The organism is Helicobacter bilis ATCC 51630 (assembly GCF_000686565.1).
Classification (GTDB): domain Bacteria; phylum Campylobacterota; class Campylobacteria; order Campylobacterales; family Helicobacteraceae; genus Helicobacter_A; species Helicobacter_A bilis.
The window spans coordinates 118709-143348 of record NZ_KK365988.1; the positions used below are offsets into that span (position 1 = coordinate 118709).

Sequence of the window (24640 nt, forward strand, 5' to 3'; positions counted from 1 at the left end):
ATAATGATGTATAGCAATCTGTCATTGAAATATAAGTTTTTGGCACTAGCACTTGGTTCTTTAATGAGTTTTGCAATCTTTGTTGGTTTTATGCTACTTGGAAAAGAAGAAATTGCTGAAAGTATGCAAGATAACCTTGATAAAGTCATACAAAAAGAGATAGAAGAAAAGATAAAGTTAGGCACAGATTCTATGGCATCAAGTCTTGGTGCGTTAGTCGCTGGTTTAGATGAAAAAGCACAAATTGAAATCATCGCAAAAGCTATTGAAGATTTTCACTTTGAAAACGATAAGTCTGGATATTATTTTGCATATAAAGGGCATATCAATGTAGCACACCCAAATAGAAAAGATTTAATCGGGACTTCTTTAGAAAATGCAAAAGATTCTCATGGAGTCTATTATGTGCAAGAGTTGTATAAAAATGCAAAGGCTGGCAAGGGGAATTTTGTATATTTTGTATTCTCTAAACCACTACCAGATGGAAAGCTTGGCGAGGCACAAAAGGTTGCGTATTCAGCTATGATACCAAATACAAATGATATATGGATCTCAACTGGTGTATATATTGATACCTTGCAAGACCATACAGGTAAAATATCAAAACTCATGCTTACCAGTATGCAAGATATTCTATATAGAAATATGTGGCTTTCAGTCGTCATTTTCTTAATTATATTCTGCCCTTCAATTATTATGTTTTATAGTAATTTGATGAAAGGGATACAGGTTTTACAACATAATGTTGTGTCTTTTTTCCGCCATCTTAACCGAGAGATTCCACATATAGATTTTATCCCTTTAAAATCTAAAGATGAGTTAGGACGCATGGCTCAAACCATTGGCGATAATATACAGCAGACAAATAAATCTTTATAGCAAGATTCTATACTCGTGCAAGATGTGTTAAATGTTGTAGAAGAAGCAAAAGTTGGGCGATTTGGTAAGCTTGTAGTCCATAAGAGTCTTAATCCACAAATTAATGAATTAAAAGATGCGATAAATGCTATGTCTTCTACCTTGTTAGAATTGCTAGGCGATGATTTGAAGAAAAGCCAACGCGTATTTACTTCCTATGCAAATAATGATTTTACAGATAGGATTGAAGATGCAAAAGGCTTTGGTGTAGCCATTAATGGGCTTGGGTGTTCTATTGCTCAAATGCTTAAGATAACAGCAAGTTATGCACATGAGTTAAGTGAAAAAAATAAGGAATTGGAGAGTGCAGTTGAAAATCTTACTCAAGGTGCACACACGCAAAGTCAATCATTGCAAAACGCAGCAGCTCAAATAGAAAATATTACTGATTCTATGCAGAGTGTCTCAAGTCGAACAAATGATGTTATTAAGCAAAGCGAAGATATTAAAAATATTATAGGAATCATACGTGATATAGCAGATCAGACAAATCTACTAGCACTTAATGCCGCTATTGAAGCGGCAAGGGCAGGGGAGCATGGCAGAGGCTTTGCAGTCGTAGCTGATGAGGTGAGAAAACTAGCAGAGAGAACGCAAAAGTCTTTAGGTGAAATAGAAGCAAACACAAATGTCTTAGTCCAAAGCATTAATGATATGGCAGAATCTATCAAGCAGCAAACACAAAATGTAGGTAATATGAATGAGACAATCTCCCAGCTTGAAAGCATTACAGAGCAGAATGTAAGCATTGCAAATCATTCACAAGAAATCTATAATGCAGTAGATTCTATTGCAAATAAGATATTAGAAGATGTGGATAGCAAGAAGTTTTAAGGTGTTTTTATGGTTTTAGAAACTAGCCTAAACTTACCCATTTAAATATACAATCTTAGCACCTAAGCCGCCCATGTTTGGTGGGGCTTGTGTATATCCCCTTATATAATCACAAGAATCTAAAAAGTTTTCCACCATTCTTTTTAAGATTCCATTGCCTAAGCCATGCACGACAAGCACTTCGCTAAATCTTGCCATAATGGCATGATTTAGAAAATCTTCAAGTAGCATTTGTGCTTCTTCTTTTGTATAGCCGTGCAAATCAAGCCTTGTTGTAGCTCTAATATCTGCCTCTAGTTTATAGCCCTGATTGTATAAAATATTAGAATCTTGTTTTATTTGCTTTGGGCTTAGTGGCTTTAACTCCATGCCCCTCACACCTTTTAGTCGCACTCCATTGTGTAACTCTATGCTATAAGAATCTTTATGTTGTGCGATGATTTTTGCTATTTTATTTTGATATTGCACCATATCATTTAGGCTATATTTTTGCGTAGATTCTATGTTTATCTTTGGACTTTTTGCTTCATTTTTATGTGCTTTATTGAGAAGTTTATGGATATTTTTCACAATCTCTTGTGTGCCTTGCAAGGTGTTAGTATCAAGCTCTTTTAGATTCTGCAATGCTTTTAGATTCCCGCTTGATTGCTTGGCTAACATTTTTATTTCTTTTATAGCTTCATTATAATGCCTTTTTAATGTTAGGCTTTGTTCTTCAAACCTTGCTTTTAGCTTACTTTTTGTGTGTTCTAGCTCTTGTATTTTAGTATCTTGCTCTTTTATTAGGGCTTGAAGTTTTAGTGAATCTTGCTTGTTTTTGGTGATTTGTGTATGCGATTCTTCAATTAATCTTTCTAGCTTGTTTGCTTCATCGCCATGCACTTTTTTGGCTTCATCGATTATTTCTTGTGGGATTCCATACTGCTTTGCACACTCTAGGGCGTAGCTCTTGCCTATGCCCTCTATAAAGCTGAAAGTAGGACATGCCCTTTTGTAGTCATAAGTGGCTGCAAGCAGTCTTGTATGGATATTATCCGCCATCAAAGCGGCTAAATGCTTATGATGCGTGGTAACGATTACCTTTGTGCTATTTGCTAAAAACTTTTCTAAAATCACTTTGTAAAGACTAGCCGCCTCGCTAGAATCTGTGCCTATCTCAATCTCATCAATGCCTAGTATCATATCTTTTTGCGATAATAATGCACTAATTTCTTGTATGCGACCTGAAAATGTAGAAATATCATTATGCGAATCTTGTGGATCTTGGGCGATAATGTGGATATTTTTCATAAAGGGGAGTTGTGATTTAGCCGCATTTATACGCATGGGGATATAAAGCTTTGCACACCATAATGCACTTAAAATGCTTTTTAAAAGCATAGTCTTACCCCCAGCATTCACACCTGTAATCATTAAAAGATTTGTAGGCATAGATACATTTAAAGGAATAGGATTTTTTAGGCTTGGATGTGCGTATTCATGCAGGGTGATTGAAGTGTTTTTATTGTCTGCGAATACAAACGAGTAGTTAAAATCCTTTGCAAAATACAGCCTTGCTAACGCCCTATCCATAAAGTCATATTCAGTATTAATGAAACGCAAAAAATGTATATGTTTGCTTAGAATCTTGCTGTATTCCTTTGCTAGATGTAAAAGCCGCTCTTCTATCTTGTCCTGTAAAATGTGAATGTGAGATTCTATAGATTCTAAACTCAAAGGCACAATGTAGAAAAAGCCATGCATTGAGCGACCAATCACTCGTGCATGCAAGACATTTGCATAGCCAGCACGCACTAAAAGCGTTGCATTATCTTCAAAAAAGTGGATTTGCTTATCGACCAGATATTCTTGTAAGTTGCTTATATTTAGCGTGTGATACAAGGCTTCTTGCTTTTCTTTATGCTTATTCTCAAGGGCTTTATATAGGGTGCTTAGCTCATTATCTGCTTCTTTATTTAAATAGCTTTGTGGTGATGTGCTATTTTGCTTAGAAGTAAATACAAAAAATGCTAACAAAGAAGTAATCTCACTTGGGAAAACAAACTTATTTACATACTCTTTTAAATACTCATTGTCTATATCATCTCTTTTTGAAAAATCATAGAAAAACTTTATCATACATAAACATTGAAAAATATCATAAAGTCGCAATGCCCCGCCTTTTGCGAGACTTAGAATCTCATTATTAAGCAAACTCACTTTTGGTAACTTTAAAGATTCTATATTACTATAAGTATCAAGGGCTTGTATCAATGCCTTTAGCTTTTCATGTGAGGGGATATGGAGTATATGAGAGAGCGTTTTATCATCGCTAAATAGAATCTCGTTTTCATTTATAAGGGTTTTATTTGTATTTATCTGCCTTGAGAAATAAGCACTAAAAGTGTGTAAAAAATCTTGTAAGCCAAGCTTTGTGAGAGTTTGCTTAAGAAGTTTTAGTGTATTAGAATCTGTCAATCTTTGGAGATTCTGTATAGTGGCTTTTGTGAGGGCTTTAGGCTTAATTTCTGTTTGTTTTTTCTTTTTACTCATATTTGCTTCTTTTAATCATTGATAAAATCAGAATCATAAGTCGTTACATGCTGCGTGCATGAGAGAATAGGCACATTTAAACCTTTCACATTTGGGTCTTTTGTGGAATCTTTGCCAGAAAATGTGCCTAACTCTTCAAAATATACAAAGTTTGATTTATGCACATGCACTTCTGTGTTGTCCTGCATACAAACAAGTGTTTCATTGTTATAAAAAGCTTGTTTAAATTCTATAGTTTTTGCTTGTATAATGCTTTGCTTTTGTGCATGGCTAATCACACCGCAAGCACAACAAAACGCTATGATTGCAATGCTATATTTAATCCCTTTTTTTACACTTTCTATTTGATATAAAACTACACAAAACAGCACAAGGCTAAACAATACGCTAATAATAATCACAATGAAATCAAATGTATTTTGCACAAAAACCCCTAATTTGACTTAGCTTAGTAAAGGCGAAATTATAGCATTAAAAATAAAATGACTTTTGATTTGGGTTTGATTGGTAACTTATGAGACAATTGGAGCTTGCAAAAAATAGGTAAAATTATTTAAATCCAACGGCATGAGTATATTGCCTCTAAACTCATGCCTTATTACTCAAAATACTTTTAAGCAATTATTCAGAATCCATATACCTTTCATCGCAAAAGCTTTGTGCGTGAATATTACTAAAGGCGTTTTTGAGTGATTTAAATAGATTTGGATTTTTAGATTCTAAATCTTTCAATAACTCTTTATTTGCAGCTCTAGCCTTTGGTCTTTTATCCTCTGGTAGCCAGTTTATAGGGCAGTTACAATCAGGTGCGATATAGATATTATTACTTGCGATAAAGTCTATAATCTGCCTTTCACGCACAAAGATAAGCGGACGGATAACGCCTAGCCCATTTTGTGCCTTGTAGTATGGAGGCATGGAACGCAAAGCACCATTATAAGTGAGATTCATCATAAAGCTTTCTGCGGCATCATCTAAATGATGTGCCAATGCGATTTTATTAAACCCCCTTTCTAACGCCATGCTATAAAGCTCACCGCGTCTCATACGCGAACAAAAAGAGCAATAAATCGTGCCTTCTTTCTTGTGATTCTCAAGTATTTTGAATATTTGTGTGCGATTAAGCTCATAGGGGATATTTAGCTTTTTGCAATACTCAAAGATATACTCATACTCACCACCCCTGCCATAATCAATCGTCATAGCAAGAAACTCAAACTTAAAAGGTGCATGTTTTTTCATATATGCAAAGATAGTCGCAAGTAGCATGGAATCTTTACCACCACTCAGTCCAAGCAAAATCCTATCACCCTCTTTAATAAGATTATATTTTGCATTTGTGCGACCAACGATATTTAGAATCTTTTTGCTAATTGTTGGATTTTCTTTATTGTCTTTGCATTTCGTGTTTACTATATACTGCAGGATTTCTTCGTGTTTAAAAGGGGAGAGTTTATTTGCCTGTGGATTATTTTGTATTTGCCATATTGCTTGTTTTGTTGTTTGCATGTTTAGACTTCTTTATATTGTGATGTAAAAGCTGTAAGTGTAGCATAAAAACATATAGATTTAAGATAGCACACCGCTTTAGCGTGTTTCAATTTGCAAGAATCTTGTATGATAGTATTTTAGAGATTGTGTTATATAATCCCACAAGTTACGCATATTTTACAAACTACACGCAAACTTGCAGAGATATAGACAAAAAGTAGCAGTATAAAAATAAGATTTATTACAGAAATAATCTCTCATTGCTACAAATTTAAGCAATAAAGAATCTCTTTTAAATAAAATTATTCTCCGCTGACATTTTCCTTATTTAAAACTCTTTTCTTGGATCATTTACTCCATAGATAATGCCTGTCTTTGGATCACGCAAAATTGCACTCACGTCACCCATATCCGGTAATTCTGTGATTTTATATCCCATTCTTTTAAGATTATCTTGCACATCTTTTGTCATACCATAAGGCTCAATGCGAATCTCATCTGGCTCCCATTGCATATGGAATCTTGGTGATTCTACCGCTTTTGCTATATCCATTTTATGATCAATCACATTAGAAATCACTTGCAACACAGTGGTAATAATCCTTGCACCACCCGGACTGCCCACTACCATAAATAGCTTACCATCTTTTAGAATGATTGTAGGACTCATTGAACTTAGCGGTCTTTTCCCTGGGACAATCGCATTTGCTTCACCGCCTACTAAGCCATAAAGATTGGCTACACCGGGTTTAATAGAAAAGTCATCCATTTCATTATTAAGTATAAATCCAGCCCCTTCAACCGCTGCTATCGCACCATAACTTGCATTAATAGTATAGGTTACGCTTACAGCATTACCCCATTTATCCGCTACTGAATAATGTGTAGTGTGATTACCCTCTTTGTGATTTATAGGTTGTCCTACTTTTATAGCACCAAGTCCTGGCTTGATATTTTTACTAGGGACTGCCTTGCCTTTTGCCCTTAATATATTTGTATAAATTCTTTTTGCGTATTCCTTTGCTAATAACTTATCAGTTGGCACACTAAAGAAGTCTGGGTCTGCCATAAATACCGATCTATCAGCATAGGCTTGACGCATTGCTTCAGTCATTAAGGCAATAGACTTTGATGAGCCAAAACCTAGACTAGCTATATCTGCATTTTCCATTGTGTTTAGAATCTGAATGATATGTGTCCCGCCGCTACTTGGTGGAGACATGGAGATAATCTCATAGCCTCTATATGTGCCTGTTACTGGCTTTCGCCATACCACATTATATTGCGCTAAATCTTCTTTAGAGATTATACCGCCATTATTTTGCATATCAGCAACGATTAATTCTGCAATTTTCCCTTGATAAAACGCACTCTCACCCTCTTTTTGTATAAGTCTCAAGGTCTTTGCCAAATCTTTTTGCACGAGTGTATCCCCACCTTGATAAAGTGAGCCATCTTTCTTTAAAAAGTATTTTCTCGTGCTTGCAAATTTAGCTAAATCATCTTTTACTTCAAGCATTGTTTCAGCCTGTCTATCAGTAATCACAAAGCCATTTTCAGCTAAATCGATAGCAGGTTGCATGAGTTCGCCAAGCTGCTTTGTGCCATATTTATCAAGCATAGCACTCATACCTTTAACAGTGCCGGGCACTCCCGCAGCTAAATATCCAAGTGTTGAAGCATTTGGAATCACATTGCCCTTATTATCCAAATACATATCTCTTGTAGCTTTAAGTGGAGCTTTTTCTCTAAAATCAAGTGTAATATTCTCACCATTTGCAAGGTGAATGACAGCAAAGCCACCACCACCGATGTTTCCGGCAGCAGGATGGACTACCGCTAAAGCATAGCCAACTGCTACCGCCGCATCAATCGCATTTCCGCCATTATCAAGCACAGCCTTTCCTATCGCAGTAGCATAAGGGCTACTCGTCATCGCAAGTCCTGTGCCTGTTGTATCTCGTGTTGGAGGATAACTCGCTGCAAACACAGCACTCACGCTTAAAAACCCTGTCATCACAAGAGATTTTAGCGGTGTTACACCTAAACTTTTATGAATGTTAAAACCCATAGTTTCTTCCTTATGTAAAATTGTGCTTTATTATTTCATTAAAATGTAAATAAGCAAAATAGCATTATCAAATTATGACAAGCGGTTTAGTTTGCAATTATACAAAATGTTACATTATTACCAGTTGTGGTTAAGGTATAGGGCTATTTGTCTATAAATGATATTTTGATAAAAAATACACAATATCCGCAAGATTCCGATACATATACAAATTATTGCCGATTTTTTGCTAGAATATGTCTTTTATTTTTCATATAGATTTAAGGGGAGATTATGCGAGATTCTATAATATGCGCGAATAGAATGGATAAATTTAGAAAATATAGAAAGTCTGTGTTGTGTGGGGCTTTGTTTGCAAGTGCGTTTAGTGTAGTAGAGGCTATGGAGTTTGGCACAATGGGGAATGTCTCTGCATCTATGGGTGGGGCTGGAGTAGCTTTGAAAAGTCCTTTTGCTTTGTATTATAATCCGGCATTGCTTGCTTCAGATTCTAAAATGCGTATAGGTTATAGCATAGGTGTTGGCTTATCGCAATCAAATCTAGATAAGCTTACGAATCTAAACTTTGTCAAAATGGTAGAATCTCTTACAAGTCTTGGTAGTCAAATGGGTGGTGGCAGTAAAGCTATCACAAAGACAACGCGATCGGCTGCACCTGCTATAAATAGTGGTGCAATGCCGTTTGCAGCAAATGGTGGTGCAAAAGCAGCAAGTAATTTAACAGGTGCGTTGACGGAAGCTTTGAAGGCTAGTGGAGCGCAGGGAAGTAATTTAGAGGAATTATGGAAGAATTATGAGCAAAAACATCAAGGCAACACAGATCATTCACAACTGGTTGGGAATCTACAAACTTCTGTAAATAATTCCAATATGACTCAAGAGCAAAAAGATATGTTTAACGACTTTGCTGGATCAGTGGATTGGAGCGACTTTGATGTATCTAATGGCAAAATCACAAGCATGACAATTAAATCTGGTAGTAATGGTGCATTAGACGCTGCTATGAAAGATTTAGACACTCTTTTTGAAGTCTTAAAAAATAACAACATGAATGTAATCAGTCAAAGCGGTATAGTCTTTCAACTCTCTAGTGAGACTATGCAAGAGAAGTTTGGTAGCCTTGCAGTAGGGCTATTTAATACTACTCAAGCTGGAGTATCGCTTGTTGGCGATAAGAGTCGCATGCGGCTTATATTTGGTGATCCAACTGATGGATATTATGAGCTTGTTGTAAAATCCGGTGGATACACACTTAAGCAAGCTACTGCGGAGGATTATAATAAATTTTCTATCCTACAATCTGTTGAAAAGGGTGATGCGCATAAAGTCGTAAGCTCTGTGTTTAATCTCACAGAATTACCCGTGGGCTATGCGTATAGATTTAACTTTGACAATTCGGAGTTAAGCATAGGCGTAGCTGGTAAGCTTATGCTTGGGGCGAGTCTGTATCATGAGCAGTTTCTTGGCTCAAACCTGCAGTTTAATACAAACTTTGCTTCAAACATACAATACAATACGACTTTTGGGATAGATTTAGGCACATATTATGGCTATAATCTCTCTGACAGCGGTCAGCTTGGCGTAGGTTTTGTAGCAAAAAATATCAATACGCCAACTTTTAGATTCGATACTGCACCAACTATTAGTATAAAACCACAATATAGGGCAGGTATAGCCTACAATGGCAAAAGATTCTCACTTGCATTTGACGCTGATGTGTTGCCAAATGAAGTGCTGACTTATAGTCAATATGGTTTGTATTCTCAAATGATAGGTGGCGGTTTTAAACTTGATTATAGATTTGTAGATGTGAGAGGCGGTGTCGCCTATGATTTACGAAGAGACACTGGAGCTATACTTACTGCCGGTGTGAATATCTTAGGACTTATTGACATTGCTGCAGAAGTTGGCACAACATGGGTTGATTACTTTGGGACTACTGCACCAAAGTATGCCAATGTAAGAGTGGGTGGCAGCTTTAGCTGGTAAATATAAAGAGCTAATGAGTATATAACCTGTATTTCTCTATATGATTTGTCCGTTAAAGTCTAATGCTTTTGTATTCATTGTTGCTTGTGGTGTCAAATCATTTGTGCGGAGTTTGGGTTGTATCAACTTTTTGTGTAATTTTGCCATTTATTGTATTTTTATGGTTTATAAGAGCAAAAAGCTATCTAACACAACTCATAGCAGCGCTTCCATTATCGAATCTTTTTTATCCTATTATGCCCTATTTTTAGAATCATGCTGCTTTTTGTGGCAAAAATGCCGCGTTTATCAAGCGCAATAATATCACTTACACTCTCTGCAAACTCCATGGAAAAATCACCATTTGTGGGGTTTGCTGATGATGAATAAAGCCATTTAAAGCCTTGTAAAAAGTCATTATGTAAGTTATTCTTTATCATTCTAAAGCTACTTCCATTTGGCAGTATAAATGAAGTTTTTTTAGCCCTTCTTATCATATTTCGCATAGAAGTGGGTGTGCGGTGTGGGATAGAATCTAGCTTTGCTATCTCTTTTAAAAGCGGTTTGTTGAGATTTGCACCCTTTTTTTGATTAATGATTCTAGAATCTTTTGATAATAGTCCTATGGTGGTATCTGTCTGGGCAAGTATTACTGCATTATGTATTGAATCTAGGCTTAAAGGCATAAGATTTATGGGGCATGTTTTAGACATGTTGTATCTTATTGTATCTTAGCAAAGTATGAAAGTAAGTCTAGAAAGTTTGGAAAAGAAGTTTGGATACATTCAGTATCTAGTATCTTACCGCCGCACATACAAGCAGCGATAGCAAAACTCATAGCAATGCGATGATCACCTTTAGAATCTACCACGCCTTTTTGAAGTGTGCCGCCTATAATATCAAAGCCATCATCATATTCTACGCATTGTATCCCAAAGCTTTTTAAGCCTTGTGCGACAACAGAGATTCTATCACTCTCTTTTACGCGTAATTCTGCGGCGTTGCGTATCCTTGAAGTCCCTTTTGCAACACTACAAGCAATGCTTAGGGCGGGTATCTCATCAATTAACCATGCGATATTTTCTGTAATATCAACTGCCTTTAGTTCCGTGCTAGAGATTGTAATATCTGCTATTTTTTCAAAATCATTTCTTTCATTTTCATAGCGTATTTTTGCGCCCATTTTTTCTAGAATCTTAAATGCTTCAATGCGTGTTTTATTCATCATCACACGCCTTAGCGTGATTGAAGTCTCTGGCATAATACAAGCAAGCACAGCAAAGAAAAATGCTGATGAAGGATCATTTGGGATTGATATATCAAAGGCTTTTAGCGGCTTATTTTTCATATCAAAAGCACCAAAGGGTGTGATATGTAATTTATCATCTTTTTGTTGTAAATAGGGATTTTTCTGCAGGGCATATAGCATATTTTCTGTATGATCTCTGCTTAACTCACATTCACTAAAGATTGATTTTTCACTGCCTTGTAATGCGGCTAGTATCAATGCGCTTTTTACTTGAGCTGAAGCGATTTGTGAATGATATGTGAATCTTTGTAATTTGTTTTTGCTTGGGATAACACAGAGTGGGGCAACTTCTTTTACGCCATCTTTAGTCTTAATTATGCGTGAAGTAATATTTGCCCCGATTGAGCGAAGTGGCTTAAGGATTCTCCCCATTGGACGAGCATGTAAATATATGTCTCCACATAGCACCGCATAGAGATTTGCCCCTGCTAATAAGCCTGTGAAAAGTCGCATAGAAGTCCCAGAATTACCACAATATAAAATATCATTTGGGGTTTGTAGCCCCTTTTTTGGTGGGGTGAGTAGCAGGTCCCCATTTTTTTCAAATTTTGCCTTAAGTCCTAGATTCTGTGCGATAGTAAGGCTTCTTTGCGTATCTTCTGCGCGTAAAAAGTGCTTTACTCTACATGTAGAATCTGCAAAGAGACTAAACATGCAAACACGATGGGATAGGGATTTATCACTTGCTAAAATGTCTAAGTCTGCTCGTATTTCTTGCTGTATTGGCGAAATTTCTAGATCCATAATATTCCTTGATAAAACCTATAACTTACATAAGTGAAAATAGTAGTATAGCTTAGCATAGAGACAATAGATTCCAAACGCATTGTATAAATCATCTTGCCCTTATAATAAGCTAATAGACAACACTAAACAATGGGGCTTAGTGTGGATTTATAGTTAGAGAGTAGGCTTAGTGTAAAATGCTTGAAAGATTCTATACAAACTACAACATAATCAAATTATTAAAGATTACCAGTTTGCATTCGTGCAAGATTCTTTATCACCTAAATCACACGCTTTCTTGTAATACTCTTGGGCTAGTGTTGTATTCTCACTCACACCTTTTGCGTTGCGATACATATAGCCTAGACTAGAACATGCCTTTGCCTCTTTTTCATCACATAGCTTTTTATATGATTCTATAGCCTTTGCATAGTCGCCATCATTATATGCCTTATTTGCTTCATCAAGAGTTGCTGCAAACATAGAAGTAGCACAAAATCCTAACATTGCCATAACGCAGATAAATTTACGCATATCAAATCCTTTACAATAAAATAAGTATGAATTGTAATGTAAAATTTCACATTTTTTACTTTTTTTGCAAGTTTTGCATAATATTTTATAGAATCTTTTTATTTTGGCTTTATAAGAGATAACATTGACATAGCATATAGCAATAATGCAACATATAAAAATAAATCTATAATACCATAACGCTGCACGATAGGCTGTGAGAAAAATGGCGATACAAACTGCCCAAAACAAGCCGTAGCACTCAAGATTCCAATGGCTTTACCAATGTGTTCTTTTGGGACTATTGAAAGCAGAAATGAAGAGTTATTAACAATGATTGCCCCGCCGCCAATGCCAACTAAAAGTAGTCCCAGCACCACCGCATAAATATTATGCAATACATAAATGAGTAAAAATCCACTCCCCATACATAAGAATCCAACGATATAAATCCCTTTAACAGATAAAAAGTTGCGTATGCGTGGATAAAAAAGCGATGAAGTGCCATACGCAAAGGCAGATGCAGAGATACAGAATCCCACAAGCATTTCACTATGTCCTAGATTCTGTGTGATGAGATAGGGAATCTGCGTTGGTGAAGTGTAGTAAGCAATCATAATAACAAAGCCAAAGAAATAGCAAGGCAGTATAGATATAATTTTAAATTCCTTGCTAGAAGTCTCTACATGTGCGACTTTCTTAAGAGGGCGAGGCTCAAAAAGTGTGGTAGCAACAAAAAGCATTAAAAAGATTCCAAGTCCATATACATAAAAAGGATAATGCCAATCAAAATGGGCTAAAATCCCCCCAAGCGACATAAATAACGCACTCCCACAAGCAGTAGCAAAGCCTTGCAATCCAAGGGCTTTTTGCCGCTCTTCCCCTACATAATAATCTGCTACTAAAGCACTTGCAGCTGTCATAACAAATGCGGTTGAAATGCCAAAAAGCGCCCTTGTAAATAAAATCCAATAGATATTATCCCAAAACGCACCAATGACACCACTCACACTCCATAAAAACATAGAAGCAATAAGGAATTTTAACCTGCCAAACTTATCGATTAAAACTCCACTTAAAGGCGAAAATAGCATGATAAACAAAGCAGGCAAAGTAAGCACAAGTTTTGAAAGTGTCTCAATATGTGGAATATGTGCGAAGTGATTCTCAATAGCAGGTATTGAAGTAGCAATGATAGTCCCACCAAGCACCGTCATAGATGTGCTTGAAAAGAGGGCAAACATAAAGGTTGGACGATGTGTAATGGTGTATAATTTCTGTTCAAGTCTATTTTGTGGAATCTCTGGCATATAAACTCCAAATCCTTAAATCTTTAAGCTATATTGAGAATTGCTACTTGTAATACCTTTATTAGAATCTAGCATGGTTAAATCACATAATACTATGCAGTTTTAGTGCTATCTGTAAATTGTTGTTCTTGCTTTAATGCTAAACGCTTGATATTCTCCCAATGTGTATTTATAATGATAATTCCAATTAAGACAACAGGGACATGTGTGCCAATTTGTGCGTTGATATTAATAGATTCTGGCAGACTAAATATATTTGGTATAACAAAGGTTAAAACAATACCGCTTAAAACCCCAAGTAATGATGAAAGCGAAGAGATTTTAAACACCTTGCCAACAATCCCCCATACAATAAGCCCACAAACCCCCTCAACTGGGATTAAAAGCAAAACGCTACCAATAGCAGTGGCGACACCTTTTCCACCATTAAAGCCTAAAAATGGACTATAACAATGCCCTAGTATCGCAAGAATAGCAATGGCATATTGTGTCTCAAAGCTTAAACCCATAAGCTTTGCGATAAGCACGACAAACAGCCCCTTAAACGCATCAAGCAATAAGGTAAGCAGTGAGAAAAACTTTGCTTTTTGCGGAGAGATTGCAGCAAAAGCACGATATACATTTGTAGCCCCTGTGCTTTTTGAGCCTATCTCTAAAATATTTTGTTTCGCAAAAATCTTTACAAGCAACGCACCAAAAGGAATGCTACCGATTAAATACGCACATATATATAATAAAATATTTGGATTTGTATCCATAAAATGCCTTTATGTAGAATCTAGCTAAGGATTATAGCCTATTTTTGTAGATTTCATCGCTTTGTGCGTCAATGGCGTGTAAATTATGCAAGATTTACAGGGATAATGCCCCGAATGGAATTGACACAATACATCTCACTTGCTTCATATAAATCCTTTTTATATAGAATCTTTTCAGTGCATATACCACATTTTATAAGAGTATTACGCAGTGTCCCAGCAAGGATTCCTAAACTTTGTGGTGGTGTGTAGTATTTACCATTTTTAGCAATTATAATATTGCTTCTTGAGCCTTCAAGTATCTTGCTGTCCTTATCTATGTAGATATAATCAAAGCATTCATTTTTAGCAATGCTTGTCGTAGCGTCTTTGAAATGCTCTCTTTTTGTAGTTTTATGATAGCTTAGTGGCGTTATAGTATCAAGTGTGGCTAATCTTACTTTAGCATTATTTATGGGTTGTAATGCTTGAATGCTATATGTAAGATTCCCTTCTTTTGTTAAGAGTAGGCGGCAAAATGAGAAGTCGTTTGCGATAAAATCATTATTTCCTATTTGCAGTAACTTTTGTAGCGTATGTATAGAATCCCATAAACACAGAGTGGCATTTGCGTTATCGTTATAAAGTGTAGAATCTAGCATGTTTGTTTTATTATATTGAGTGTAATAACTAAAAGATTCTAATCTCATAATATGATATTGTATGTCTCTGTTTGGCAAACTAGATTTGGCTAAAATCTCTAAAGATTCTAATATATTTAAATCTTTATGGGTATGCGGTGTATTTATATCTAAGTGTTTCAAAGCAGATTCTATGGCTGTATAGTTAAAGCCCAATGCTTTTGCACTATTATAAAGCCTATATAAATGAGAATGCAAAAGAAATACAGAATCTTTGTGTAGCAGCATTGTTTCAATCAAAGAAAAGTCCATAATGTTTTGTTCCTAGTGATGAGATCTATATTTTTTAGAATCTTATTTAAAAAGGTTTAAAAGAGAAACAATATGGATTCATATTTTTTGTGTGCGTGTAAGACTTGTGAAACTCTCATATTTTTTAAAGTCATAGAAAATATGAATAGCACAAGGATTCTAATAAATCTACACCCTATCCACTAAATCCCTAAATTCAGCAAAAAGCTTACTTGCTTCGCGTGGTCCCGGGCTTGATTCTGGGTGGTGCTGGACTGAAAAGATAGGTGAATCTTTATAATAGACCCCTTCAATCGTATTATCAAAAAGATTTCTATGCGTGATAGTAGCGACTTCTACTATAGATTCTGGCACATTGTAGTTGTGATTTTGTGCGGTGATTTCAAGTGTGTTTGTCTGCATGTTTTTCACTGGGTGGTTGCCACCATGCTGTCCAAACTTAAGCTTATAGGTAGTATATCCATGCGCGTTACTTAAAAGCTGGTGTCCTAGACAGATTCCAAAGATTGGAATCTTTTCTTTAATAAATAGTTTGATCTTTTCAATCTGGTCTTGCAATAACACAGGATCTCCCGGACCATTACTTAAAAAAATGCCACTAATCTCTTTTTGCTTGTATCTCTCTATTAAAGTTTTTGCATCAAAGGTATGCGGCACAACTTCTACGATTAGTCCTACTTGGCTAAGTTCATTTAGAATATTTCGCTTTATACCATAATCGATGGCTATAATTTTTTTCTTTGTCTTATCGTTAATATCAATTTTTGGATATGAAAAGTTAGTAAAATCAAAAGTGCTTTCATCATGTATATAGGGTTTTTCTGTGCTAACTTCTGCGACATAATTTATCTCTTCTATCTTTTTAGCCGATAATAAGGCTTTCTGCAAAGATTCTCTATCCCTTAATTCACTTGATGCGATCATCATCATAGCCCCATTATCACGCAACATTTTCACAATGCCCCGCGTATCGACATTACAAATCCCTATAAGATTATTCTCAATGAAAAATGACTGCAAATCCTGCGTAGAGCGAAAATTCGAGCTAATGCTACTTAGATTTCTAATCAGCACACCTTTTGCAAAGGGCTTTCTACTCTCCATATCCTGCGGATTACACCCGACAATGCCAATCTCTGGCATACAAAATACAATAAACTGCCCCGCATAGCTTGGATCACTAATAATCTCTTGATAGCCTGTCATAGAGGTATTAAAGACTGCTTCACCAATGGCTGTGCCTTCCTTGCCAAAGCCTTTTGCTTGTAATAAAAGCCCATTCGCAAAATAGAGCCATATATCATGTAGTTTCATTGCTTAAGCCCTTTTATTGAGTTCTTCTTCATAGAGTTTTGCAAAAATCAACTCATACTCTTCACTGCCCGGAATTAACTTTCGTTTATAATTTTTGATTTTTTCAACCGCATTATCATAAGCATGCTCGTGGAAATCAAAGTATGAATCAATAGATTCTATAACAAAGTTTTTCACAACATTTTCTGGCACATTAAAATCAATATAGCTTTCTTCAAAAAGTGCGTCTAGAATATCATGGGCTAACTGGCTGTAACGCTCTTTATATGAAAGTAGAAAACCCTTTTCTTTTGCAAGCTGCTTTTTTATCATCGCAAAGAGTTGCTTTTCATTGACTTCATCTTCTTCGATTGTATCTTGGTGTGCTTCTAGCAATTCCCTTGCTTTAGATTCTATAGCGTATTCCTGCTGCATATCTTCTTTTATGAGTGTTGTGGTAAGGCGGTTTAGATTCGGTAAAGCGGCATTAATTTGGACTAGATTTGAGCGACTTAACTCAAGGATAATGCGTTCTGCTAAGAATTGTGCGTGTTGTGGTTTTAGTTTCATGATTTCCCCTATTTAGAACCATTTGCATTATGTTTTTATTAAAATAAAAATGCTTATTATAACATAAATTTATCAAGGCAATAAGATTTCACAATCATATCTCATTGACGATAAAACCTAGTCGCGGATACTCTTCTAATCGTGGCAATACAATCTCTTTTAATGCTTGCTGCAAAGGCAGGGCGTGTATGCTGATAGAAAGGGTATAATCTCTAAATTCTAGTGCTATCTTTTTCTCTTTGGCAAGGGCTACGCTTAAAGCGAAAATAAAGCTTAGAATCTGTAGGGCATCGTGTTGTGGCAAAAGATTCTCAAGTGTTTGGGTGATAATTTTTGGTCGCTTTTTGTGCGAAGATTCTAAAAGCGTGGCGATTGTATAACGCTCTTTATGTCCAAAGCCATAATGCAGTGAATGCAGTGCGATATAGGCGCTATGTTTATGTGCTTGATAGAAGTTAAAGTTTGCACCAATATTATAGAGTTTGCTAGCAACCTGCAAGGCTTGCAGGTGAGAATCTTCTAAGTCATAAGGCTCTTTTAAAAGATTAAAAAGTGTTTTTGTGTGTTTGCTGATTGTTTTAGAATCATCAAGGCTTGTGAGAAAAATATCTTGCAGGGATCTTACACTTGGATTAATATTATTTGGAAGCTTTCCATGATGATAACGCAACATATCATTTAAAAACGCCCCCTCACGCACACCAACACCACTTATAATAAGCTTTTTCGCACTCAATTCCTCTAAAATCACTTGTAAAATAAGTAAGCCTGGTCGTATAGAATCTATACGCCCCTCTTCAAAGCCACTCTCTAAAAGCCACTCATTACTCGCATGTATAATCGTCTCTAAATGCTCTAAGATATTTTCTACACAAAGCTCATAGCCATGCAGAAAATTAAACGCATAAGATTCTAAATCCATTTCATATTTCGCATACGCACGAATACTCCCGCCAATCCCAAATACATTAAGATTTTTCATAAAAGATGAACTCGCACAAAAGGCTTTAATATCTTTTATATGTTCTTTTACATACTTTCTTACATACTTATATGCTTCTTGCATGTTATTGTGATCAAAAAATAGCTCTTTTAAGCGGATACTCCCTAGATTGAGTGATACCATCGTTTGTATCACGCCATTTTCAATACAGGCAAGCTCTGTGCTACCACCGCCAATATCAATAGTAACACCACTTTTTTCATGCAATAGATTCGCACAAGCTAACGCACCATAATAGGCTTCTTTCGTGCCGTCTATAACTTTTATAGCAATGCCACATTCTTTTTTGACTCGTGCTATAAACTCGGCTTTATTCGGTGCATCTCGCAGGGCTGAAGTCGCTACGCATATAAGCTTTCTACTCTTTAGTGAATCACTTACTTTTTTAAACTCTTTTAATGCGTTTAAAGCCCTTGCCATCGCTTGTGGTTGTAAATAAGAATCATGCTCATAACTTCCTTCAGAAATACGCACTTTTGATTTTAACTCATGGATAAGGTGGAATCCATAGCGACTTGTTTTTTGAAAGATCGCCATTCTTGCCGAGTTTGAGCCAATATCTATAATCGTTGTAATTTTTGCCATAGTTATCCTTTATAAGTAAGGTTAATGCCCCATATCTTTTGTATCAATAATCGCATCAACAGGGCAGACTTCTATGCAATTTGGGCTTTCTGCATAACCCGCACAAAGAATACATTTGTCTTGTGCGATGATATAAATGGGCTCTCCAATGCTAATGGCTTGTGTAGGACATACATCGCGACACGCATCACAAGCAATACATTGATTGAGAATAACAAGTGAAGACATTTTATTTCCTAATATTTTGTGTTAAAGATTTTGGTTAAAAACTTTGTGTATTATACAATAAAACTTAAACTAGAAAACTATGTGATAGTTTTGTTTGATGATATTTTTTAGAGTGTTTTATATAGGGGATAGGGCTAAACACTTCATAATATTTTGCTATAATTTATGATTTTTAATGTTTGGAATCTTTATAAAGTAAATATTGTGTTCAGTAAAATTTTTAGTATAAAATCCAAATAGAGTTTAGATTCCAAAAAAGAAACACAAGTAGTTAATAAAGGGGATTTATGATAAAGCAAGAAGATACGCAGTTTGCCTATACTTATATGAATGCGAATATGCATACACCACTTGCAGTATATAAGGGCATTAACGCCCATTTTTTATTAGAATCTGCTTCACTTGAAAGCGGTAAAGGGCGATATTCTATAATTGTTCGTAATGTAAATTTTGGCTTACAAAAAAGAGATAAAGACTATACATTTGAAACCTATATAAAAGATTCTCCAAAAAATGGGGCAAATAGCTTTTCTTTATCAAATCTTACAGAATATAAAGAGTTGCCCCCTTTTTTAATGCAGCTAAAAGATTCTATTCTTTCTATACAAAATAACCGCATAAAAGATAAGCCGAGTTTTGATTTTTTAGAACTAGCAAAAATTTTTAGAAATGCTTTGCCTAAAATCCCAAAGATTTTAGAATCTCTCCCTTTGCCACTTGGTGGGCTAGGCTATGTTGGCTATGAATTTTTTAGTGAATGTGAAAATGTGGTATTTCAGCAAGAAAGCCTATATGATGCACCTGAAGCCCTGCTTGTATTCCCGCAAGAATGCGTTGTATTTGATCATTTTTATGATTCTATGTATATTGTGATAAATTCACTAGATAATGGGGCTAAGGCAAAGCTAGAAGTATTGCAGCAAGAGATTCTATCACTACAAAATACACAGACAAATGAGCTTTTAAACGGGCATAAGGTTTTAGAATCTAGCATTGTGTATGAAGATTCTAAAGAATGGTATGAAGCGAATGTAGCAAGGATTAAAGATGAGATTTATAAGGGCACATTTTTACAATGCGTGCTTAGTCGAGCTATCGCTATTAAAAGCAATATGAATCCGCTGTATTTCTATGAGACATTAAGACATAATAATCCAAGCCCATATATGTATTATTTAGATTTTGGGACATTTAGCGTTATTGGGGCTAGTCCTGAAGTCATGCTGCAATGCAAGGATAATATACAGACTTTGCGACCTATCGCTGGGACTAGAAAAAGGGGGGCAAACGCACAAGAGGATAGAATCTTAGAGCAAGAATTGCTAGAAGATGAGAAAGAGAATGCAGAACATTTAATGCTTGTTGATTTAGGGCGAAATGATATTGGGCGAAATGCTAGGATAGGAAGTGTAAAGATTAATGCGTTTAGAGTTATTGAGCGATACTCAAGCGTTATGCATATTGTATCAGAGATATGTGGTGAGATTATGGAAGGGCGGGATAATAATAATTGTTTTAAGGCATGTTTCCCTGCGGGAACGGTGAGTGGAGCACCAAAGATTGAAGCGATCACAAAACTCGCACAATATGAGACGCATAAACGATCTATTTATTCTGGTGCGATTTTGTATTTTACTAGAAATGGTGATTTGGATTCTGCGATTACTTTGCGTTCTGCGGTATTGCAAGATGGGATCTATTATTTACAAGCTGGAGCAGGCATTGTCATGGATTCTATCCCTACAAATGAATATATTGAAACATGTAATAAAATGAAAGCCCTTTATGATATTTTGATACAACCTACTAGAGATTAGATTCTAAGTTTAGAATCCAAAGAGAGTGAAATATGAAAAATACGAGATTAAAAGGGCTTTATGGTATCAGTGATACAAAGCTAACGCCTACAAAGACTTTAATAGCACAATTGCAAAAAGCAATACAAGGTGGTTTAAAGATATTTCAATATAGAGATAAAGATTCTAAAGATAGTGAGATTATAGGACTTGTGGGGGAATTACAAGCCTTATGTAATGAAAATAATGTGCTTTTTGTGTTAAATGATAGATATGAGCTTGCTATAAAGCTTGGGGTAAGTGGGCTGCATTTAGGCAAAGATGAAGTATCACAGCTTTTGGATATTAGAGAATCTTTTAAGGGTATTATAGGGGTGAGTTGCTATGATAGCATAGAGTTAGCACAACGCTATGAGAGTGCTAAAGTCGATTATGTAGCTTTTGGGTCTCTCTTTCCCTCACCTACAAAAAGGGACGCTAAGCCTTGTCCTTTAAGCGTTATAGTAGAAGCTAAACATAAACTAAAGATTCCAATATGTGGCATAGGTGGCATTTGTGTAGATAATGTATCTTTACTAAAAGAATGTGATATGATTGCTGTGATTTCTAGTTTGTGGAATATAGATTCTAAAAATTACGCCCCAAACCCCGCAGCCTACCCAAATTTGGCGGATAAACTAGATACTAAAATAACCACTTGTCATACTGAGCCTTTAGGCGAAGTATCTAGCATGGAATCTAAAAAAGATTTTTCGCCTATGACTCAAAATGACAAACAAATTCTAGATTCTATAACGACTTCACATAAAGATATTTCACCTTTTTCAAAGGCTCAACATGACAAGATTCTGGAATCTATAACAACAAACCACGCAAACAAAACCACAAATTCTAGCAGTTGCCATATGACTTTAGGGGCTTTAAGTGAATTAGAAGATATGAGTTATTTAAGCGATATGACTATCCATCACAATTCGCTTAATCGTTCAAATTGTATAGACAAGGGCGCAAATTTAGAGAATCAAGATTCTAGTCAAAATGCACCCCTAAACCCTGCACCCACCCAAGCGGTTAAAAACCAAGATTCTAAAAATCTTGCACCATTTAAGACAGAAGATCTAAAAGATAGCGATTATAACTACATAACTGCTAATGCAAAGAATCTTATAGCCGCATGGCAGACTAAATAATCTAAAAGGAATGAAAATTGAAAAAAGTTACATATATTATTACAGGCTTTTTGTGTGCGTATATGCTCGTTAGCATTACTTCATTACAGGGCGTTGTATATGCACATACAAAAGAGGGCGATCAATATAATGAATATAGGGCAAAATATAGCAAACCGGTAAGTGAATGGGAAAAACCACATATTGATGATGGAATCTCTTATAAAGAAATGCAAGCCCTGCCAAAAATAGCAAAAGATACAAAAGAAAATCCCTACACAGAAGCAAAAATGCTACTTGGTAAAAAACTCTTTTTTGAGCCAAAACTCTCAAAATCAGGACAGATAGCTTGTGCGAGTTGCCATAATCCAGAGTTAGCCTTTGGAGATTCTATAAAAACTAGCTTTGGACATGATAGACAAAGGGGAAAACGCAATGCACCAAATATTATGATGAGTGGCTTTTTTGATGAGTTATTTTGGGACGGAAGGGCTAAGGGTTTAGAATCTCAAGCCCTTATGCCGATTACAAATCCTATTGAAATGGCACATGAGATTAATGCTATGCAAGATTCTATTGCTAGATTAAGAGAGTATTACCCCTTATTTATCCTTGCATTTGGAGAGACACAAAAACAATATGAGGTTTTAGGGATAGAATCTAAAGAAGAGTTTAAAAAAGTCTTATTAGATTTATTAAGCCTAGATTTACAAAATAAAGATTTAGATTCTCTTCTTCAAAGCAAAACTCTACCAAAAGAGCAAATCACATTAGCCAAAAAACTTATCACAAAAGAGAATATAGCAAAAGCCATTGCGACTTATGAAAGAAGTCTTGTGCCTAAAAATACGCGTTTTAATCGCTTTTTAAATGGCGATTATAAAGCCTTGAGTGATAAAGAGATTTATGGACTACATATTTTTCGCACAAAAGGGCGGTGTATGAATTGCCATTATGGAGTGGCATTAAGCGATGGGGAGTTTCATAATATTGGCTTAAGCTTTTATGGTAGAAAGCTAGAGGATTTAGGACGATATGAGATAACTAAAGATGAAAAAGATTTAGGTGCGTTTAAAACGCCCTCACTCATAGCAGTATCAAAAAGTGCGCCCTATATGCACAATGGCATATTTCCTACATTAAAAGGTGTCATCAATATGTATAACGCCGGATTCCCCACACATACAAAAACACAACATGCTATATTAACCCCAAAGACTTCAAAGCTTATACAACCATTAAATCTTAATAAAGAAGAGCTAGAAGCCCTAGAAGCATTTTTACTCACATTATAGAATCTAGTAGAAATAGGGCAGGGCAGGGCGATATTATGCAATATCTATAAAAATAGAGTTAGTATAAATAGAAGTTAAATAGATATGAAATAGGGGTTGTCATAGAGAGAGTAAAACATAGCTTTATTATGTAACTTTGCAAAATCACTCCTTGCTACAACGCATACAAGCTAGATTCTATATCCACGCAAAAAAGGTGGCTATATAGCACACAAGCGGTAAGCTTAAACTAAAACACACAAAAAGCAGGGGTAAAATCTTTTGTGTAAAGCGTAAAAGTGTAAGCATAAGTCCAAGGGCAGAGTAGATTAGCCCACCGATATGAGCAGATAAAAAGACATCGCGTATGTAAGGCTGAAGCGAAGTAAGCCCTACCTCATTCATATCTTCTAGCGTGATGAAGCCTTGCGTATAGAGAAAAGTTTCTGTTTCTGCAAGGAAAGATGTAAGCTCTATGTCTTTTACTTCAATAAGTGAGCTAAAAAAGAGTAAAGAGTAGATAAAACACGCCATAAGCCACGCATAGCCCATAAGCATACCGGCTTTAGCAAATCGCCCTTTTTGTGAAAGAAGCATAACTCCTGCTGCAATTCCAATGGGTGCAAGCCAAGTAGGGATATTTGGGATATTATAGGCTCTCCAAAATAAAGAAAAAAGTATAATAAACCCAATGCCTACAAATAAGCAAAATCGCTGGAATCCAAAAAATTGCTGTTCTTTATAGTCTAGCGTGAAGTCAAACATAATGTCCCTTTTGTAAAAATTCTTATAAGACTAAGAATCTCATTAGATTCTTGTAAAAGTGGTATTTTAACAAAAAAAAAAAACAACAATATATGCTGCTTACAAATCCTATTGAAATAGCACATGAGCTTAATACCATACAAGATTCTATTGCTAGATTAAGAGAGTATTGTCCACTATTTATACTTGCCTTTAAAGAGACATAAAAACAATATGAAGTTTTAAAGATAGAATCTAACGATGAGTTTAAAAGAATCTTATTGGATTTATTAGGCTTAAATTTGCAAAATAAAGATTTAGATTCCATTTTGCAAAGTAAAACTTTATCAAAAGACCAAAATAAAGAAAAGCTAGAAGCATTTTTGCTCACATTATAGAATCTAGTAGAAATAGGGTAGGGCAGGGCGATATTATGCAATATCTATAAAAATAGAGTTAGCACATATAAAAGTTAAATAGATATGAAATAAGGGTTGTCATAGAGATAATAAAACATAGCTTTATTATGTAACTTTGCAAAATAATGTTATACTTAATGTTTTGGATTTTTCGCTATTAAACATGTAGATTTTAAGTTAAATAATGAAAGGAAAGA

General features: G+C 35.5%; 19 protein-coding genes and 1 pseudogene. 5 read left to right on the forward strand and 15 right to left on the reverse strand.

Translation table 11 applies throughout. The features are described 5' to 3' along the window. The first annotated feature begins 3 nt into the window (after positions 1–3). Positions 4–1752, forward strand: a pseudogene (locus tag T368_RS14290) (methyl-accepting chemotaxis protein). A gap of 33 nt (positions 1753–1785) precedes the next feature. On the opposite strand, the gene T368_RS0112215 reads toward T368_RS14290, so the two are convergent. From T368_RS0112215 to ggt, 4 genes are all read right to left on the reverse strand, one after another. Then, a complete protein-coding gene (locus T368_RS0112215; protein WP_004086875.1) occupies positions 1786–4284 on the reverse strand; it encodes an endonuclease MutS2 in 2499 nt (832 codons plus the stop codon). A gap of 11 nt (positions 4285–4295) precedes the next feature. Further along, positions 4296–4709: a hypothetical protein gene (locus T368_RS0112220; RefSeq protein WP_004086877.1), complete on the reverse strand. Its 414-nt coding sequence runs from the start codon at positions 4707–4709 to the stop codon at positions 4296–4298. Positions 4710–4905: 196 nt separating this feature from the next. Beyond that, the gene (locus T368_RS0112225) at positions 4906–5793 is read right to left on the reverse strand and encodes a tRNA 2-thiocytidine biosynthesis TtcA family protein (protein WP_004086879.1); all 888 of its coding nucleotides are present in this window, start codon (positions 5791–5793) and stop codon (positions 4906–4908) included. Positions 5794–6103: 310 nt separating this feature from the next. Beyond that, the gene (gene ggt, locus T368_RS0112230; RefSeq protein ID WP_034566768.1) at positions 6104–7792 is read right to left on the reverse strand and encodes a gamma-glutamyltransferase; all 1689 of its coding nucleotides are present in this window, start codon (positions 7790–7792) and stop codon (positions 6104–6106) included. A 327-nt stretch (positions 7793–8119) separates the two neighbouring features. On the opposite strand from ggt, the gene traF reads away from it, so the two are divergent. Beyond that, positions 8120–9835, forward strand: a complete 1716-nt coding sequence (gene traF / locus T368_RS0112235) for a conjugal transfer protein TraF (protein ID WP_004086883.1) — start codon at positions 8120–8122, stop codon at positions 9833–9835. A gap of 212 nt (positions 9836–10047) precedes the next feature. Here traF and T368_RS0112240 read toward each other — a convergent pair whose 3' ends face one another. From T368_RS0112240 to T368_RS0112285, 10 genes are all read right to left on the reverse strand, one after another. Then, positions 10048–10527: a hypothetical protein gene (locus T368_RS0112240; protein WP_230455629.1), complete on the reverse strand. Its 480-nt coding sequence runs from the start codon at positions 10525–10527 to the stop codon at positions 10048–10050. 8 nt (positions 10528–10535) lie between these two features. After that, a complete protein-coding gene (aroA, locus tag T368_RS0112245) occupies positions 10536–11867 on the reverse strand; it encodes a 3-phosphoshikimate 1-carboxyvinyltransferase (RefSeq protein ID WP_004086886.1) in 1332 nt (443 codons plus the stop codon). A 228-nt stretch (positions 11868–12095) separates the two neighbouring features. Then, the gene (locus T368_RS0112250; RefSeq protein WP_004086891.1) at positions 12096–12383 is read right to left on the reverse strand and encodes a tetratricopeptide repeat protein; all 288 of its coding nucleotides are present in this window, start codon (positions 12381–12383) and stop codon (positions 12096–12098) included. 98 nt (positions 12384–12481) lie between these two features. Beyond that, positions 12482–13672, reverse strand: a complete 1191-nt coding sequence (locus T368_RS0112255; protein ID WP_004086893.1) for an MFS transporter — start codon at positions 13670–13672, stop codon at positions 12482–12484. Between the two features lie 92 nt (positions 13673–13764). Beyond that, on the reverse strand, positions 13765–14430 hold the full coding sequence (plsY, locus tag T368_RS0112260; RefSeq protein ID WP_004086896.1) for a glycerol-3-phosphate 1-O-acyltransferase PlsY: 666 nt from the start codon (positions 14428–14430) through the stop codon (positions 13765–13767). A gap of 83 nt (positions 14431–14513) precedes the next feature. Continuing rightward, positions 14514–15362, reverse strand: a complete 849-nt coding sequence (locus T368_RS0112265) for an aminotransferase class IV (RefSeq protein WP_004086897.1) — start codon at positions 15360–15362, stop codon at positions 14514–14516. Between the two features lie 168 nt (positions 15363–15530). Further along, on the reverse strand, positions 15531–16676 hold the full coding sequence (gene carA / locus T368_RS0112270; RefSeq protein ID WP_004086898.1) for a glutamine-hydrolyzing carbamoyl-phosphate synthase small subunit: 1146 nt from the start codon (positions 16674–16676) through the stop codon (positions 15531–15533). Between the two features lie 3 nt (positions 16677–16679). Next, complete coding sequence (locus T368_RS0112275; protein WP_004086899.1) at positions 16680–17225, reverse strand: DUF507 family protein; 546 nt, start codon at positions 17223–17225, stop codon at positions 16680–16682. 94 nt (positions 17226–17319) lie between these two features. Further along, entirely contained in the window at positions 17320–18813 is a 1494-nt protein-coding gene (locus T368_RS0112280; protein WP_004086900.1) for a Ppx/GppA phosphatase family protein, read from the reverse strand. A 21-nt stretch (positions 18814–18834) separates the two neighbouring features. After that, the gene (locus T368_RS0112285; protein WP_004086901.1) at positions 18835–19041 is read right to left on the reverse strand and encodes a DUF362 domain-containing protein; all 207 of its coding nucleotides are present in this window, start codon (positions 19039–19041) and stop codon (positions 18835–18837) included. Between the two features lie 287 nt (positions 19042–19328). Here T368_RS0112285 and T368_RS0112290 point away from each other — a divergent pair, with 287 nt between their 5' ends. From T368_RS0112290 to T368_RS0112300, 3 genes are read left to right on the forward strand one after another with little or no spacing between them, the layout of a single operon-like run. Beyond that, entirely contained in the window at positions 19329–20858 is a 1530-nt protein-coding gene (locus T368_RS0112290) for an anthranilate synthase component I family protein (RefSeq protein WP_004086902.1), read from the forward strand. Between the two features lie 32 nt (positions 20859–20890). Then, positions 20891–22027: a thiamine phosphate synthase gene (gene thiE, locus T368_RS0112295; RefSeq protein WP_004086903.1), complete on the forward strand. Its 1137-nt coding sequence runs from the start codon at positions 20891–20893 to the stop codon at positions 22025–22027. A 17-nt stretch (positions 22028–22044) separates the two neighbouring features. Then, positions 22045–23301, forward strand: a complete 1257-nt coding sequence (locus T368_RS0112300; protein WP_004086904.1) for a cytochrome-c peroxidase — start codon at positions 22045–22047, stop codon at positions 23299–23301. A 177-nt stretch (positions 23302–23478) separates the two neighbouring features. Here the strand turns inward: T368_RS0112300 and T368_RS0112305 are convergent, their stop codons facing one another. Beyond that, positions 23479–24045, reverse strand: coding sequence for a hypothetical protein (locus T368_RS0112305; protein ID WP_004086905.1), 567 nt, complete (start codon positions 24043–24045; stop codon positions 23479–23481). Positions 24046–24640: the final 595 nt, after the last annotated feature.

What these genes read in the sequence shown, in the direction of transcription:
- T368_RS0112215 (WP_004086875.1), bottom strand. Translation starts at nt 4,284, where the DNA reads ATGAGTAAAAAGAAAAAACAAACAGAAATTAAGCCTAAAGCCCTCACA.
- T368_RS0112250 (WP_004086891.1), bottom strand. Translation starts at nt 12,383, where the DNA reads ATGCGTAAATTTATCTGCGTTATGGCAATGTTAGGATTTTGTGCTACT.
- thiE (WP_004086903.1), top strand. Translation starts at nt 20,891, where the DNA reads ATGAAAAATACGAGATTAAAAGGGCTTTATGGTATCAGTGATACAAAG.
- T368_RS0112285 (WP_004086901.1), bottom strand. Translation starts at nt 19,041, where the DNA reads ATGTCTTCACTTGTTATTCTCAATCAATGTATTGCTTGTGATGCGTGT.
- T368_RS0112275 (WP_004086899.1), bottom strand. Translation starts at nt 17,225, where the DNA reads ATGAAACTAAAACCACAACACGCACAATTCTTAGCAGAACGCATTATC.
- T368_RS0112280 (WP_004086900.1), bottom strand. Translation starts at nt 18,813, where the DNA reads ATGGCAAAAATTACAACGATTATAGATATTGGCTCAAACTCGGCAAGA.
- T368_RS0112255 (WP_004086893.1), bottom strand. Translation starts at nt 13,672, where the DNA reads ATGCCAGAGATTCCACAAAATAGACTTGAACAGAAATTATACACCATT.
- carA (WP_004086898.1), bottom strand. Translation starts at nt 16,676, where the DNA reads ATGAAACTACATGATATATGGCTCTATTTTGCGAATGGGCTTTTATTA.
- aroA (WP_004086886.1), bottom strand. Translation starts at nt 11,867, where the DNA reads ATGGATCTAGAAATTTCGCCAATACAGCAAGAAATACGAGCAGACTTA.
- T368_RS0112290 (WP_004086902.1), top strand. Translation starts at nt 19,329, where the DNA reads ATGATAAAGCAAGAAGATACGCAGTTTGCCTATACTTATATGAATGCG.
- T368_RS0112265 (WP_004086897.1), bottom strand. Translation starts at nt 15,362, where the DNA reads ATGGACTTTTCTTTGATTGAAACAATGCTGCTACACAAAGATTCTGTA.
- T368_RS0112240 (WP_230455629.1), bottom strand. Translation starts at nt 10,527, where the DNA reads ATGTCTAAAACATGCCCCATAAATCTTATGCCTTTAAGCCTAGATTCA.
- T368_RS0112225 (WP_004086879.1), bottom strand. Translation starts at nt 5,793, where the DNA reads ATGCAAACAACAAAACAAGCAATATGGCAAATACAAAATAATCCACAG.
- T368_RS0112305 (WP_004086905.1), bottom strand. Translation starts at nt 24,045, where the DNA reads ATGTTTGACTTCACGCTAGACTATAAAGAACAGCAATTTTTTGGATTC.
- traF (WP_004086883.1), top strand. Translation starts at nt 8,120, where the DNA reads ATGCGAGATTCTATAATATGCGCGAATAGAATGGATAAATTTAGAAAA.
- plsY (WP_004086896.1), bottom strand. Translation starts at nt 14,430, where the DNA reads ATGGATACAAATCCAAATATTTTATTATATATATGTGCGTATTTAATC.
- ggt (WP_034566768.1), bottom strand. Translation starts at nt 7,792, where the DNA reads ATGACAGGGTTTTTAAGCGTGAGTGCTGTGTTTGCAGCGAGTTATCCT.